Origin of the sequence: Pseudomonas sp. TMW 2.1634, assembly GCF_001703595.1 — a bacterium.
Lineage (GTDB): Bacteria > Pseudomonadota > Gammaproteobacteria > Pseudomonadales > Pseudomonadaceae > Aquipseudomonas > Aquipseudomonas fragi.
Map to the genome: position 1 here is coordinate 1,173,752 of NZ_CP016849.1, position 14,347 is coordinate 1,188,098.

At 61.5% G+C, this 14,347-nt stretch carries 12 protein-coding genes; 5 read left to right on the forward strand and 7 right to left on the reverse strand.

The window, feature by feature from the left end; translation table 11 throughout:
• Positions 1 to 53 precede the first annotated feature (53 nt).
• The 3 genes from BFC21_RS05585 to pssA all read left to right on the forward strand — a co-directional run bounded on the left by BFC21_RS05585 (position 54) and on the right by pssA (position 4,680).
• The gene (locus BFC21_RS05585) at positions 54 to 1,151 is read left to right on the forward strand and encodes a sugar diacid recognition domain-containing protein (RefSeq protein WP_120265778.1); all 1,098 of its coding nucleotides are present in this window, start codon (positions 54 to 56) and stop codon (positions 1,149 to 1,151) included.
• Positions 1,152 to 1,261: 110 nt separating this feature from the next.
• The gene (locus tag BFC21_RS05590; RefSeq protein WP_088377375.1) at positions 1,262 to 2,398 is read left to right on the forward strand and encodes a glycerate kinase; all 1,137 of its coding nucleotides are present in this window, start codon (positions 1,262 to 1,264) and stop codon (positions 2,396 to 2,398) included.
• Between the two features lie 938 nt (positions 2,399 to 3,336).
• Positions 3,337 to 4,680, forward strand: coding sequence for a CDP-diacylglycerol--serine O-phosphatidyltransferase (gene pssA, locus BFC21_RS05595; RefSeq protein WP_088377376.1), 1,344 nt, complete (start codon positions 3,337 to 3,339; stop codon positions 4,678 to 4,680).
• Positions 4,681 to 4,787: 107 nt separating this feature from the next.
• Here the strand turns inward: pssA and BFC21_RS05600 are convergent, their stop codons facing one another.
• Positions 4,788 to 6,314, reverse strand: a complete 1,527-nt coding sequence (locus BFC21_RS05600) for an ArnT family glycosyltransferase (RefSeq protein WP_371914938.1) — start codon at positions 6,312 to 6,314, stop codon at positions 4,788 to 4,790.
• Positions 6,311 to 8,011 carry a lipid IV(A) 4-amino-4-deoxy-L-arabinosyltransferase gene (gene arnT / locus BFC21_RS05605; RefSeq protein ID WP_120265779.1) on the reverse strand — a complete coding sequence of 567 codons (1,701 nt, stop codon included), beginning with the start codon at positions 8,009 to 8,011 and terminating at the stop codon, positions 6,311 to 6,313. Before arnT ends, BFC21_RS05600 begins: the two co-directional genes overlap by 4 nt.
• Positions 8,012 to 8,422: 411 nt before the next feature.
• Between arnT and BFC21_RS05610 the strand changes: the two genes are divergently transcribed.
• Both BFC21_RS05610 and BFC21_RS05615 read left to right on the forward strand, forming a co-directional pair.
• Positions 8,423 to 9,028 (forward strand): SCO family protein, encoded by a 606-nt coding sequence (locus BFC21_RS05610; protein ID WP_016780913.1) that lies wholly within the window; start codon positions 8,423 to 8,425, stop codon positions 9,026 to 9,028.
• Between the two features lie 29 nt (positions 9,029 to 9,057).
• Positions 9,058 to 9,522, forward strand: coding sequence for a copper chaperone PCu(A)C (locus tag BFC21_RS05615; protein ID WP_088377377.1), 465 nt, complete (start codon positions 9,058 to 9,060; stop codon positions 9,520 to 9,522).
• A gap of 167 nt (positions 9,523 to 9,689) precedes the next feature.
• Here BFC21_RS05615 and BFC21_RS05620 read toward each other — a convergent pair whose 3' ends face one another.
• From BFC21_RS05620 to BFC21_RS05640, 5 genes are read right to left on the reverse strand one after another with little or no spacing between them, the layout of a single operon-like run.
• Positions 9,690 to 11,033 carry an OprD family porin gene (locus tag BFC21_RS05620; protein WP_120265780.1) on the reverse strand — a complete coding sequence of 448 codons (1,344 nt, stop codon included), beginning with the start codon at positions 11,031 to 11,033 and terminating at the stop codon, positions 9,690 to 9,692.
• Positions 11,030 to 11,467 carry a pseudoazurin gene (locus BFC21_RS05625; RefSeq protein WP_088377379.1) on the reverse strand — a complete coding sequence of 146 codons (438 nt, stop codon included), beginning with the start codon at positions 11,465 to 11,467 and terminating at the stop codon, positions 11,030 to 11,032. The genes BFC21_RS05620 and BFC21_RS05625 overlap by 4 nt, the downstream gene beginning before the upstream one ends.
• A gap of 22 nt (positions 11,468 to 11,489) precedes the next feature.
• Entirely contained in the window at positions 11,490 to 12,251 is a 762-nt protein-coding gene (locus tag BFC21_RS05630; RefSeq protein WP_088377380.1) for an ABC transporter ATP-binding protein, read from the reverse strand.
• Positions 12,248 to 13,264, reverse strand: a complete 1,017-nt coding sequence (locus BFC21_RS05635; RefSeq protein ID WP_088377381.1) for an iron ABC transporter permease — start codon at positions 13,262 to 13,264, stop codon at positions 12,248 to 12,250. Before BFC21_RS05635 ends, BFC21_RS05630 begins: the two co-directional genes overlap by 4 nt.
• Positions 13,261 to 14,274 (reverse strand): ABC transporter substrate-binding protein, encoded by a 1,014-nt coding sequence (locus tag BFC21_RS05640; RefSeq protein WP_120265781.1) that lies wholly within the window; start codon positions 14,272 to 14,274, stop codon positions 13,261 to 13,263. The genes BFC21_RS05635 and BFC21_RS05640 overlap by 4 nt, the downstream gene beginning before the upstream one ends.
• Between the last annotated feature and the right edge of the window lie 73 nt (positions 14,275 to 14,347).

A 14,347-nucleotide genomic window follows, 5' to 3' on the forward strand; every position in this document is an offset into this window, starting at 1 on the left:
TTTTGCTCCGTCGCCTGTGCCCGTGAACAAATGTATCCAAGGATAGTCACCCCATGTTTGAACTGGACCACGATTTGGCGCAGGACATCGTTGACCGCGCCATGGCCATATTGCCTTACAACGTAAACGTCATGGACAGCCAGGGCTTGATCCTGGGCAGTGGCGAGCCAGAGCGTATCAACACCCGGCACGAAGGGGCGCAATTGGTGCTGGCCAATGGACGGGTGGTGGAAATCGACGCCCAAACCGCCAAATGCCTCAAAGGCGTACAGCCGGGTATCAACTTACCGTTGCTGCTCGACCAGCGCCTGATCGGGGTGCTGGGCCTGACTGGCGAACCCGAGCTGCTGCGCACCTATGCCGAACTGGTGCGCATGACCGCTGAAATGCTGGTGGGCCAGCGCTTCCAGCAGGCCGAGCAACAATGGCGCCGCCAGCGTTGTGATGATCTGGTGGCGTTGCTGCTCAGTGAGGGCGGTGATTCTCCGCGGCTGATCGATGAAGCGCAGCAATTGGGGCTCAAGCCGCAGTTGTCACGGATTCCATACCTGTTTGAATTGGGCCAGGGGCAGAGTGCCGAGGCCCTGAGTGCCTGGCTGCAATCGCGCTACCCCGACAGCTGGTGTGTGTGCCCGGCCACGGGTTCGTTGTTGTGGTGCCGGCCGGCCACGGCGGTGATTGATGATCTGCGCCTGCTGGAAAAACTCGACGGTCAGGGCTGGAAGGTGCTGCGCATTGCGGCAGGCGGTCAGGCCGATGCGCTCAAGGGCTTACGGCGCTGTTACCGGCGCGTGGGTGACTTGTTGGCCTATGGCCGTGATGTGCTGCCGCAGACCCGCCTGCTGACCCTCAATCGCTACCGCTTGCCGGTGATGCTGTGGCGCCATCGCAATGACGACGCCCTCGAAGAGCTGCTCGGGCCGCTGCACAAAGTGGTGGCCAAGGACGCTAACGGGCAACTGATCGCCACGCTGCGCAGTTGGTGTGAGCACGACGGCCAGAGCCAGGCCTGCGCCGACGCACTGGGGATCCACCGCAACAGCCTGCGTTATCGCATGGAGCGTATCGCGGAACTGAGCGGGGTTGATCCGTTGAGCCTCAATGGCATGCTGGCCTTGTATCTGGGGGTGCAGCTGCTGCCTCAGGGTTGAGCGTCTTGTCCAAATGAACAACAAAGCCCGTGATTGCTTGTGCGCCCGACTGGCGTGTTTTCGCCCCGTTGCTGGCAGCATGGAAGGCATAAGAACTGGAGATTCGCCCCATGAAAATCGTGATTGCCCCCGACTCGTTCAAAGACAGCCTGAGCGCCGAAAAAGTCGCCGACGCGATCGCCGCAGGGCTGGCTGATGTCATGCCCCACGCGCAGTTGGTTAAATGCCCGATGGCCGATGGTGGTGAAGGTACGGTGGAGGCGATTGTCGCCGCCGGTAATGGCCAGTTGCGCCGCAATCATGTGCAAGGCCCGCTGGGCGCACCGGTCGAGGCCCATTGGGGCTGGCTGCCGGACAGCCACACGGCCATTATCGAAATGGCCGAAGCCAGCGGCCTGCAGTTGCTCAAACCGGAGCAGCGCAATGCCTGCATCACCAGCACCTTTGGTACCGGCGAACTGATCAAGGCCGCACTGGATGCCGGCGCTCGCCGGGTGATCCTGGCCATCGGCGGCAGTGCCACCAATGACGCCGGGGCTGGCGCGTTGCAGGCCCTGGGCCTGGGCTTGTTCGATGCCCAGGGCAACAGCCTGCCGCGCGGCGGCCTGGCACTGGCCCATGTGGCGCGTATCGAACTGACGGGCCTGGACCCCCGTCTGGCCGAAGTGCGCTTTGAAATTGCCGCCGACGTGAACAACCCGCTGTGTGGCGAGCATGGCGCCTCGGCGATTTTCGGCCCGCAAAAGGGCGCATCGGCCGAACAGGTGCGCTTGCTGGATCAAGCGCTGGGGCACTTTGCCGATCACTGCGCAAATGTGCTGCCCAAGGATGTGCGCCACGAGCCGGGCTCGGGTGCTGCAGGAGGCTTGGGTTTTGCGGCCAAGGCGTTTTTTGGCGCGCAGTTCCGCGCTGGGGTTGAAGTAGTGGCTGAGCTTGTGGGGCTGGCAGAAGCGGTGAAGGGCGCTGACCTGGTGATCACCGGGGAAGGCCGTTTTGATGCGCAAACCCTGCGAGGTAAAACCCCTTTTGGCGTGGCGAGCATTGCCCGCGCTGAAGGTGTCCCGGTCGTGGTATTGGCCGGCACGTTGGGCGAGGGTTATCAGGCGTTGTACGAGCACGGTATCAATGCGGCGTTTGCAATTGCCAGCGGCCCGATGACCCTGCAGGACGCCTGCACCCGGGCGGCGCCTTTGCTCACCGACCGGGCGCGAGACATTGCGCGGTTGCTGATGCTGGCCCGGAGTTAAATACACCTCCCCCCCTGTGGGAGCGGGCTTGCTCGCGAAGGCATCGCTGCGGTTACCAGACAGACCGCGTCGCGCGCATCGCAGGCAAGCCAGCTCCCACAGTTTCAGCGGCGTACTCAAGGCCTGATGCTGACCTGACTCCCCTGTGGGAGCGGGCTTGCTCGCGAAGGCATCACTGCGGTTTGCCAGACAGACCGCGTCGCGCGCATCGCAGGCAAGCCAGCTCCCACAGCTTCAGCGGCGTACTCAAGGTCTGATGCTGACCTGATTCCCCTGTGGGAGCGGGCTTGCTCGCGAAGGCATCGCTGCGGTTTACCAGATAGACCGCGTAACCTGCATCGCAGGCAAGCCAGCTCCCACAGTTTCAGCGGCGTACTCAAGGCCTGATGCTGACCTGATTCCCCTGTGGGAGCGGGCTTGCTCGCGAAGGCATCGCTGCGGTTACCAGACAGACCGCGTCGCCTGCATCGCAGGCAAGACAGCTCCCACAGTTTCAGCTGCGTACTCAAGGCCTGATGCTGACCTGATTCCCCTGTGGGAGCGGGCTTGCTCGCGAAAGCATCGCTGCGGTTTACCAGACAGACCGCGTCGCCTGCATCGCAGGCAAGCCAGCTCCCACAGTTTCAGCTGCGTACTCAAGGCCTGATGCTGACCTGATTCCCCTGTGGGAGCGGGCTTGCTCGCGAAGGCATCGCTGCGGTTTGCCAGACAGACCGCGTCGCAGGCAAACCAGCTCCCACAGTTTCAGCGGCGTACTCAAGGCCTGATGCTGACCTGATTCCCCTGTGGGAGCGGGCTTGCTCGCGAAGGCATCGCTGCGGTTTACCAGGCAGGCCGCGTCGCCTGCATCGCAGGCATGCCAGCTCCCACATTGAGGCTACACATCACAGAATCGTGTAAGCTTTACGGCTCTTCGCATTCGACCCTTAGCGAGCCCTATGCCGTCGCTCTTCAAACGCTCCTTGCTGCCTAAACTGCGCAGCTTTCCGTTGTCCGCCGATGCGCTAAGCATCCTGCCCAGCCCTGCGGACTTTCGTCGCTGCCTGCTGGAGCACATTGCAGGTGCTCGCCATCGCATCACGCTGGTGGCCTTGTACCTGCAACAGGACGAAGCCGGGCAGGAAATCCTCGATGCCCTGCACGCGGCCAAGGCTGCACGCCCCGAGCTGGAAATTGCCGTGGTGGTTGACTGGCTGCGCGCCCAGCGCGGGCTGATCGGTGCCGGCAAACAGCCCGGCAACGCGGCCTGGTACCAGGCACAAACCGCAGCACACCCCACCCAGGTACCCATTTATGGGGTGCCGGTACAAACCCGCGAGCTGTTCGGGGTGTTGCACCTCAAGGGCTTTATTGTCGACGACTGTGTGATCTACAGCGGCGCCAGCCTGAACAACGTGTACCTGCACAAGCTCGACAAGTATCGCTTCGACCGTTACCACCTGCTGCACAACAAGCAACTGGCCGACACCATGCAGCGTTTTGTCGAACACGACCTGATCGCCAGCAAGGCCGTGCATCGTCTCGACCTGCCCACATTGCCGACCACCCGCAGCCTGCGCAGTGCCATCGGGGATTTTCGCAGCCACCTGAAGAAAGCCAGCTACGACACCAGCGCCGGTACGGTCGGCCACTTTGGCCTGTCGGTCAGCCCGCTGCTGGGGGTAGGCAAGAATAATCAACTGAGCCGGGTGATTTGCGAACTGATTGCCAGCAGCCAGCAACAGCTGACCATCTGCACGCCGTATTTCAACTTGCCCTTGCCGGTCACCCGGGAAATCAATCGCGCCCTGGAGCGTGGGGTGCGCATTGATATCGTGGTCGGTGACAAGACCGCCAACGACTTCTATATCCCTCCGAGCGAGCCATTCAGGGTTATCGCGGCGTTGCCGTACCTGTATGAAATGAGCTTGCGCCGGTTTGCCAAGAGCCATCAGCGGATGATCGACAATGGCCTGCTTAACCTGCATCTGTGGCGCGAAGGTGACAACACCTACCACCTCAAAGGCATGTGGGTGGATGACCGCTACACCTTGCTGACCGGCAATAACCTCAACCCGCGTGCATTCCGCCTGGATCTGGAAAACGGCCTGTTGATCGACGACCCGCGCCGCGAACTGCTGGAGCCGCGGCGCAAGGAGCTGGAGGCGATCTTCGCCCACACGCAACGTATCGACAATTTCAAGGACCTGGAAACCCTGGTCGATTACCCGCCAGCGGTGGCCAAGTTCCTGCGTCGTGTAAGCCGGGTGCGGATCGAACGCCTGCTCTACCGGATTCTCTAAACACTTGTGGGAGCGGGCTTGCCCGCGATTCAAACGGCGCGGTCTGTCAGCTAAACCGCGTCGATGCCATCGCGAGCAAGCCCGCTCCCACAGTATGCCAAGTCGGGTCAGCGCATTTGCGGGATATACACCACGCTGCCACCCTCACGCTGGTGCAATAACCGGTCGCCGTTGTCCGGCTGGCTGGTGAGGGTCTGGTGATCCACGCTCAAATAGCCAAGGGGCAGGGGATCGCCACTGCGATATTGGGCAAAGATCAGCGTGCGCTGTGGGTTGAAATGCTGGCCGCTGGTTTTGTCCAGCCAGGCCATCAACGCAGCACTGCCGCCATCGCGGGGGTAATCCTGGCTCTGGTCGACATAGAAAAACGGTTCGCCGCCGTTTTGCACATACATCGGCAGCTTGTTGTCCACATCGATCATCACCATGCGCCATTGATCCCAGGGCGCCTGCTCGCTGGCCTGCGCCTTGACGTCCTGGCCAAACTGCACAACCCCGCCGCCACCGTTGGACCACGGATAGAACACCCCCAGCACCAACAGCAGTAACGTCGCACTCATGCCGAAACCGATGTTCCAGCGGCGCAGGGTGGTTTTGCCTTGCGCCAGGCGCCGGGTCACCCACCAGGCAGCCAACAGTTGCGCAAAGGGCACCAGCGGCAACACGTAATAACTGCGCCGGCTGCCGCTGGCGGTAAAGAACACAAACAGCAAACCCAGCCCCCACACCAGCCAGCGTGTATTGGGCTCGATCTGACGCCACTGACGCAGGGCAACCCACAGCCCGATCATCCAGAACGGCGCCCAGGGCAAGGTGTACGCCGGCAGGTATATCAGGTAGGTGTAAATCGGCCCCATATGGTCAAAGGGGTTGAAGAAGCGCACCACGTTTTCACGCAGCACCAGCCCCAGCCCGCTCTCGCCATAGGTGGGCGCGCCATACAGGCGCGACAGCACGAAGGGCAGCATGTACACGGCCCCGGCAATGACCAGGGCCAGCAACAGCCGCCCGTTGAGATGGCGCTTCCAGCGTTGCTCGCTCAGCAGATGAGGCAACAGCACCAGCCCTGGCAGGATAAAACCGATCAGGCCCTTGAGCAGCGAAGTCAGGGACAGCAACAGGAAAAACACGCAGTAGCGACTCAAACGCGTGTCATCAGGGCCGCGCCAGTACCACCAGACGGCTGCCAGCAAGCCGAACACGGTAAGGATGTCCGCCGTGGCCACCCGCGCCCAGAACACAAAGTAGAAAGTCGTGGCCAGCATCCAGCCAGCGATCAGCCCGGTACCCTTGCGAAACAACTGCTCGCCGATCAGGTACACCAGCCACACGCTCAGCCAAGCGGCAATCACTGAAGACAGGCGCAGTGACCAATGCCCCAGACCGCCCATCAGCCCGGCACTGGCTGTGATCAGCCAGTACGAGGGCAGGGGCTTGTCGTAGTAGGGCGAACCCTTGAGGTATGGGTCCAGGTAATCACCGCTTTGCAGCATCTGCAGGGCGATATTGGCCCAGCGGGTTTCCGGCCCCCACAGCTCCCGTGAACCCAGGCCCAGCAACAAGAGCAGGGCAGACACGGCCAACAACACCAGCAAGGCTTTTTGCTCGCTGTTCCAGCGTTTGATCAGAGTCATTCAGGCTGAACCTTGGGGAAGATGAAAATCGCCAGATCGCCGCGTTCGTAGCGCTTGCCGCCCTGCGGCAACAACTCGACTTCGTGGGTTTCCAGCGCTGAATGAACCCGCATGACCACGCCGACCGAGCCGCGTAAACGTGCCGCCTTCATCCAGCGATCGATGTTATCCATATCAACCTGACGCCCGGCTGAATCGGCATAACCCAAACCATATTTAAGCTCACCGGTGGTGTTATAGAGCGTAATTTCAGGCCGGCCCAGGCGCCACGACAGGGCCGATGCCGCGCCCAGGTCATTGCTGAGCAGCGTGTTGGTCTCGCTCAGCTCCTGCACATGCTCGGCAATAAATTGATCGGGCATTTTGCTGTTGACGATCACCCCGGGCATCGCGGCGGGCAACAGCGCCACCAGCACTCCCATGCCCACCGCAGGTGCAGCCCACAGCAGCAACGGGCGCAGGGCTTGCAAGGCATTGCTCAGCAGCCAGCCCAGCAACACGATATAGGCCAGCGACAGGCTGAAGACCTCGCTGTTCTCATACACCGGACGACTCAATTGCAGGTAAGCCAGCCCCACCAGCCCGGCCACCGCCAACAACACATTCAACAGGCCGTTGATACGCAGGGTGCGGCCCTTTGCCTGCTCCCTCCATAACACCACGGCATGGCCCATCAGGAGCGCCAAAGGCAACAGGCACGGCATTATGTAGGTGGGCAGCTTGCCCTTGCTCAGGCTGAAGATCGCCAGTGGCAGCAGCAACCACAGCAACAGGTAAGCGATCGCGGGTTGGCGCTTGAGCTTCCAGGCATCCACCAGGGTTTTCGGCAACAAGGCCGCCCACGGCAGGCTGGCGGCCAGCAGGATCGGCAGGTAGAACCACCAGGGCTGGGTGTGTTGCGCATCCGCCGCGCTAAAACGACGGATATGTTCGTTCCAGAAAAAGAACTGCCAGAAGTCCGGCTCCTGATGATGGATCGCCAGCGCCCACGGCAGGCAGATCGCCACTGCCACAAGGATCGCCAGCGGGCCATAGCTCAGCACCTCCTTGATGCGCCGCTGCCACAAGGCATAGGGCACGGCGATCAATACGGGCAGTAACCAGGCCAGAAAACCCTTGGTCATAAATCCCATGCCGCAGGCCAGTCCCAGTACGGCCCATGCACACAGGCGCGCACGCCGAGTGCTGCTGTCGAAGGCGAACCACACGGCCACCAGGCTGAGGTTGACCCAAAAAGTGAACTGCGGGTCGAGGTTGGCATACCCGGCTTGCCCGGCCACCAGGCCGAAGCTCATATAAATCAGGGTACTGGCGAAACGCTTGCGCGGGTCACGCCACAACCGCCCGGCGATCAGCCAGACCAGCCACACGCTCAGCCCGGTACTCAGCGCCGAAGCGATACGCACGCCGAACAGGTTGTCACCGAATACGGCTTGCCCGATGGCGATCATCCAGTAACCGGCAATGGGCTTTTCGAAATAGCGCAAACCCATAAAGTGCGGGGCCACCCAGTTGCCGCTATGGAGCATGTCCTGGCCGATCTGGGCGTAGCGGGTTTCGTCAGGAATCCACAAGCCGTGGGTCATCAGGGGCAACAGGTAAAACACCACAAACGCCAGGATCAATCCGGGTATTGCCCAGCGCTCAAGACCTTGAGTGCGGGTAGTGTGAGGTACAACGCCAGCCATGCTTTCCATCTGCGCGCCTGTTATCAACGTAAGTTATGGCCGGCACGTTAATCGGGAGGAGGTGGCAGGGAGGTGAAGCCGATGTGAAAAAAATGCGCGTCTAGCGGTGCGGCAGGTGGTTGCCCATAGCGCAAAGCGTTGAATCCGCCAGAAACCGTGCCTGTGTCGATTTGTCGCAGGTATTGCTGTACCCCACGGTTTTACGGGCTGGCGGCGAGGCCATGCACCATTGAGGGGCATGGCTGCCGTGCGACAGACCTGCGACAGTGGTAAATTCCGTGCCTATGCAACACGTCTACCCCACAGCAATCGTGCGCGCCGAGCCGGTCACTCCAGGCATCGGGCAGCGTACACACCTGCCTGACAGTGCGCAGGTTAAAGGCCTTGTTCGTTGAAAAAGGCCGCTTAAAGGAACCTGACATGAATGATTTACTGACTCGCCGCCGCGTAGTCACCGGCCTTGGCTTGCTCAGCCTGGGGTTGATCGCAGGTTGCGACCCCGGCAGCGGTTTGTCATACAAATACGGCAAAGACCTCAGCAATGAAATCCTCGGGCGCAAGTTCAAGCTCAGGGATGCGCAAGGCAACGAGATGATGCTGGGCAGCTTTCGCGGGATGATGCCGATGATTTTCTTCGGTTTTACCCAGTGCCCGGCCGTGTGCCCGACAGCGCTGGCCCGTGCCGCCCAGGCGAAGAAAATGATGGGCCCCGATGGTGACCGCCTGCAAGTGGTGTTTATCACCCTGGACCCTGAGCGCGACAAGCCGGCGATGCTTGATGCGTATGTAAAAGCCTTCGACCCGAGTTTTATCGCCTTGTCCGGCACCCTGGAAGAAACCGCGGCCACGGCCAAGGAATTCAAGGTGTTTTACGAGAAGATCCCGACCGGCGATTCGTACACCCTGTCGCACACCGCGACCAGTTTCGTGTTCGATTCCCGTGGTGTATTGCGCCTTGGCCTGTCGCCTTCGCTGTCCGCCAAGCAATGTGCCGAAGACCTGCTGACAGTGATGTCAGTCTGCTGATCCTGTGCCCTTTGGAATGAGCCAACCCTATGAAGCCTGTTAAGTATCTGTTGTTGTCACTGCTGGGCATGAGCCTGCATGTTTCTGCGCAAACCGTAGTGGACGATGCCTGGGTGCGCGCCACCGTGGCCGGCCAGCCTTCGACCGGTGCCTTTATGCACATTACTTCGAGCACCGACAGCAAGCTGGTTGAAGTCCGCTCGCCGGTGGCCAGGACGGTGCAGATCCACGAGTCGAAAATGCAAAACGATGTGATGAGCATGCAGCCGGTGGCAGCGGTCGCGTTGCCTGCAGGCAAGAGCGTGGCCATTGAACCTGAGGGCTACCATGTGATGCTGATTGACTTGGTGAACCAGGTGAAAGCCGGTGATCAAGTGCCCTTGACCCTGATTGTTGAAGACAGCAAAGGGGTCAAGGAGCAGATTGAGGTCAAGGCCGAGGCGCGGGCACTCAACAGCATGCCGATGCACCACGACCATGGTTCGATGCACTAAAGTTTTCCTGTAGTCGCTGCCGAGGAACGAAGGCTGCGATCGGGTGCGTTGCGCCCGTGAACCCTGAGCACTCGGTGTACCTCGCTACTCGATTTTACGGGCGCTGCGCACCCGATCGCAGCCTCGCTTCGCTCCTCAGCGACTACAGTGTTATAGGCCGTTAATCATCAAAACCGCCCCGTCAGCGGGTACTCGACCGCAAGGCGGATCTGGTCTGCATCCAGTTCGGCCTGTGCGGTGTTGCCTCGATGCACATTGTGTCGCAATGACATGATGGTGCCCTTGGCCACACCACTCTGCACCACATAGCGTGCTTCCAGATCCCGTTCCCAGTGTTTCCCGCCTTTGCCATAGCCCAGATACGCATAGCCGCCCCGCGGGTCAACGTGCGTACCGTCAATCTGGCTGCCTCGTACATACGCTGCGCTGAACACCAACCCCGGCATGCCCCAGGGGGTCATCGCCAGGTCGTAGCGCGCTTGCCATGATTGTTCGTTGGGGGCGTTGAAGTCAGACAATTGCACCGCGTTGGTCAGGAAGATCGCGCCCCGGGTCACATAGTCAAATGGCGTGTCGCCATGCACTTTCTGATACCCCAGGCTGAAGCTGTGCGGCCCCTGGGCGTAGGTGCTCAACAAGCTCCAGGTGGTGTTGTCGATAGTACCCGACAGCGCCTTGCCTTCATCGGTGGTGCGGTACAGGTTGAGGTTCAGCGACAGCGAGCGGTTTTCATCCAGCGCGTGGCTGAAGACGGCGCCCAGGTAATGCTGGTTCCAGGTGTTCTCGTAGCGCGAGGTGTAAAGGCTGGCGCTGAAGGTTTTGCCCGGGGTATACACCAGGCCGGCCAGGTCGAATGCATCGCCCTTGGGGCCGTTGGAATAATTGACTACAAACCCCTGGTCGTGGCTGCTGGCGTTGCGGTCGGTGCTTTCGGTGAAATGCCCGCCGACCATTTTCAGGGCATTGAACTCGTTGCTGGTGAGGAACACCCCGGTGGCGGTTTCCGGCAGCAAGCGGCTGTCGGATGAACTGAACACCGGGGTCTTGACCCGTTGTTCACCCCAGGACAGTACCGTATTGGACATCCGCAGCTTGAGCGCCGCGCCGCCGCGGCCGTAGTTGTCCTTGGGGTAGCCGTCGTTATCCAGGCCCAGTAGGCGAGCCTTGCCGGCGCGACCACCGCCGCTGTCCAGCTTGAGGCCCATATAGGCGTGGGCATCCACCCCGACACCGATCAGGCCCTGGGTAAAACCGGACTGCAAGGTGCCCATCAGGCCGTAGGCCCATTCTTCGGCATAGCCATTGCGTTCGGCGCGTGGTTTGTATGCGTTGCGAGCGCCGCTGTTACTGGCGCCGTGGCGATACTCACGGTTGTCGTAGACCGTACGGTTGACCACGCTCCAGGTAGTATCTTCGATCAAGCCCTTGGCCTGCTCCTGGGCCGACTCCGCCAACGCCAGGGGGCTGGCGAGGGCGAACAGGATCGCGGAGCGCGTGCTTACGGCACTCATTTCGCCACCTGCTGTTGCAGTGCGGCAGTCAAGCGGTCAAGTGCGCGCTTGGGCAGTGTGGCGGGCAGTACCGGGGGCTTGGCTGCGGGCTCGCCCACCTGGATCAGCATGACCATGCCCATTGCCAGGTGCGGAATGCATTGAATGCCGTAGAGGCCGGGCACGCTGAAGGTTTGCTCCACCGCCTGATTGATCTTGCCCTTGAAGGGTTGTGCGCCTTCAGGCAGCAGCCCGGGCAGGGTCGCAGCATTGTGGCCACTTTGCGTGGGGATGAACTTGACCGTGTCGCCGGGGGCGATCTGCAGGTAGTCCGGCTCATAGACCATGCCGGCATTGGCGCTGCGGGTAAGCATTTTGACTTCGTGGGTTTGTGCCAGTGCCGAGGTGCAGAGCAGGGCACTGGTCAGCAGCAGGGTCAGGGATGAAATACGCATGGTTGGCTCTCTTAAATAGTGTTCAAACGCGCATGCGCAGGATCTGCGCGCCGTCAAAAGGGTCTGTCAGGTAGTGCGCCTGTACCCCGAATGTGGCCTGCAGCCGTTGCGGGGTCAGGACTTCAAGGGGTTTGCCAAGCGCCATCAGGCGGCCCCGCTCAAGAATTGCCAGGCGATCACAGCTCAAGGCCTGGTTGAGATCGTGCAGGGCAATCAGGGTGGTCACGGGCAGGGCCTGTACGGTTTTTAAAATGCTCAGCTGATGCTGGATGTCCAGGTGATTGGTGGGTTCATCCAGCAACAGGATTTGCGGGCGCTGCGCCAGGGCCCGGGCAATATGCACGCGTTGGCGCTCACCCCCCGACAGCCCACGCCAGCTGCGGTCGCGCAGGTGGGTGGCATCCACATCGGCCAGTGCCTGCTCGACGATGGCCGTGTCCTTGGCCGACCACGGGCTTAGCGCCGACAGCCAGGGTGTACGGCCCAGGGCAACAGCATCGAATACGCCAATGGCGTCATGGGTGTCGGCATGCTGCTCGACCACCGCCAGCGTTTGCGCAATAGTGCGCTGGCTGATTTTGCCCAGCGCCTGATCGTGCAGTAGCACCTGGCCCTGGCCGGGCACCCGCAGGTTGGCCAGCAGCTTGAGCAATGTGGACTTGCCCGAGCCATTGGGCCCGACAATCCCCAGGGTCTCGCCGCGCTGCACGCTGAGGGTGATGCCTTGCAACAGGTGAGCATCACCCACGCGGTAACCCAGATCGCTACAGCTCAGTACCGTCATCGCGCATGTCTCCGGCCGATCAGGATCAGTGCAAATACCGGCGCGCCCACCAGGGCGGTGACCACGCCGACCGGAATCACCTGGCCTTTTATCAGGGTGCGCGACAGGACATCGGCGGCGATCAGGAACAACGCCCCGCCCAGGGCGCTGGCGGGCAACAGGCGACCATGCCCGGTACCTGCCAGCAAACGCACGGCGTGGGGGATGACCAGCCCGACAAAGCCGATGGAGCCGACAATCGACACCATCACGGCCGTGACCAGCGCTGCACAACTGATCAGCAACAGCTGTACCCGGCGCACCGGGATGCCCAGTGACGCCGCCGAGTCCGCACCAAAGGTGAAGGCATCCAGCGCCCGCCGATGCCACAGGCACACGGCCAGCCCCGCCACGGCCACGGGAACCGCCAGCCACACTGCAGGCCAGCGCACGCCACTGAGGTTGCCGAGCAACCAGAACATGATCCCGCGGGCCTGCTCGGAGCTGGCCGACTTGGTGATCAGGAAGGCCGTGATTGCGTTAAACAACTGCGAACCGGCGATGCCTGCCAGGATGATCTGGGCGCTAGCGCCGGTGGGCCCGCTGGCCCGTGCCAGTAAAATCACCAGGGCGAAGGCGCAAATGGCTCCGGCAAAGGCCCCGGCCGACAGTGATAGCGCCCCCGCGCCCAACCCCAGTACTGCCACCAGTACGGCACCGGTCGAAGCACCGGCGGATATCCCCAGCAGGTAGGGGTCAGCCAGCGGGTTGCGCAGCAACGACTGCAACACCACGCCACAGGTGGCCAGCCCCGCACCGCAGGCCGCAGCCACCAGGGCTCGGGTCAGGCGGTAGCTCCAGACAATCCCTTCGTCGATCGGGTCCAGCACATGCCCGGCGGCCCACAGCTTGTTGGCCAGAACCTGCAGCACGACACCGGGTGCGATCGGAGTTTCACCGATGGCCACTCCGGCGAGCACTGCCAGTAACAGTGCAACACAGGCTGCCAAGGCCAGTAGCAAGCGTGCAGTCATTTAGGCAGGTCGTGTTGGCGGATGGCAGTGGCGAGTGTTTCGATCCCGTCGAACAGGCGCAGGCTGGCCTGCATCGCATGGGCATCGAGGATGATGATGCGGTTGTTTTTCACGGCATCCATAGTGCGGGTTACCGGGTCGGTACGCAGGAACGCCAGTTTTTTCTCGACGTCATCCGCCGGGAAACGTCGGCGGTCCATGCGTGCGATCACCAGAAACGTCGGGTTGGCCTTGGCCAGGGTTTCCCAGCCAACGGTCGGCCACTCCTCATCGGACTCCACGACATTGCGTACGCCAAGGGTGTTGAGCATAAAGTCGGGGATGCCTTTGCGCCCGGCAACATAAGGGTCAATATCCATGTCTGCACTGGAGAACCAGAACAATGCGCTGGTGGAACTCAGGTCCTTGCCCTTGAGTGAGGTGATGGATTTTTCCAGGCTTGCCTTGAGCTGGCTGTTGAGTTGTTCGCCGCGCTGCTGCACATCGAAGATCTCGGCCAGCTGGCTGATGCTCTTGTAGACGCTGTCTATGCTGAACGGCTGCAGGCGTGTGCCGTCGGCCCCGACCAGGTTGTCCTTGCCTTCGCAATCCGAAGGCATCAGGTAGGTGGGGATGTTCAGTTCGTGAAACTGCTCACGGGTACCCACAACCCCCTGCGGCCCCACCATCCACTCCAGTTGCACGGCCACCAGCTCCGGGCGCTTGGCAATGACGGCTTCAAAGCTCGGGTCGTTGTCGGCCAGGCGCTCAACCTTGTCGTTTTGTGCCCGGTATTGCACAGGTACATCGTTGAACCACAGTGACGTTCCCACCAGCCTGTCGCCCAGCCCCAGGGCATAGAACATTTCGGTGCCGGCCTGGCCGATGGTTACCGCGCTTTTCGGGGCATGCTCGAATGTCAGCGGGCTGGCGCAGTTCTGCAGGCTCAGGGGGTAGTGCGTGGGGGCGGCATGGGCCAGTGCCGGCAACGCCAGGGTGGCCATGAGGGTAACAACACGGTGCAACAGCATGATGCAATCTCCATTTGATCGTACACGGGGCACAGGTGCACGGTCGGGAATGCATCATCGGTTCTGCTGCAGC

Coding starts and splice junctions, on each gene's coding strand:
- BFC21_RS05585 (WP_120265778.1), top strand. CDS start 54: ATGTTTGAACTGGACCACGATTTGGCGCAGGACATCGTTGACCGCGCC.
- BFC21_RS05590 (WP_088377375.1), top strand. CDS start 1,262: ATGAAAATCGTGATTGCCCCCGACTCGTTCAAAGACAGCCTGAGCGCC.
- pssA (WP_088377376.1), top strand. CDS start 3,337: ATGCCGTCGCTCTTCAAACGCTCCTTGCTGCCTAAACTGCGCAGCTTT.
- BFC21_RS05600 (WP_371914938.1), bottom strand. CDS start 6,314: ATGACTCTGATCAAACGCTGGAACAGCGAGCAAAAAGCCTTGCTGGTG.
- arnT (WP_120265779.1), bottom strand. CDS start 8,011: ATGGAAAGCATGGCTGGCGTTGTACCTCACACTACCCGCACTCAAGGT.
- BFC21_RS05610 (WP_016780913.1), top strand. CDS start 8,423: ATGAATGATTTACTGACTCGCCGCCGCGTAGTCACCGGCCTTGGCTTG.
- BFC21_RS05615 (WP_088377377.1), top strand. CDS start 9,058: ATGAAGCCTGTTAAGTATCTGTTGTTGTCACTGCTGGGCATGAGCCTG.
- BFC21_RS05620 (WP_120265780.1), bottom strand. CDS start 11,033: ATGAGTGCCGTAAGCACGCGCTCCGCGATCCTGTTCGCCCTCGCCAGC.
- BFC21_RS05625 (WP_088377379.1), bottom strand. CDS start 11,467: ATGCGTATTTCATCCCTGACCCTGCTGCTGACCAGTGCCCTGCTCTGC.
- BFC21_RS05630 (WP_088377380.1), bottom strand. CDS start 12,251: ATGACGGTACTGAGCTGTAGCGATCTGGGTTACCGCGTGGGTGATGCT.
- BFC21_RS05635 (WP_088377381.1), bottom strand. CDS start 13,264: ATGACTGCACGCTTGCTACTGGCCTTGGCAGCCTGTGTTGCACTGTTA.
- BFC21_RS05640 (WP_120265781.1), bottom strand. CDS start 14,274: ATGCTGTTGCACCGTGTTGTTACCCTCATGGCCACCCTGGCGTTGCCG.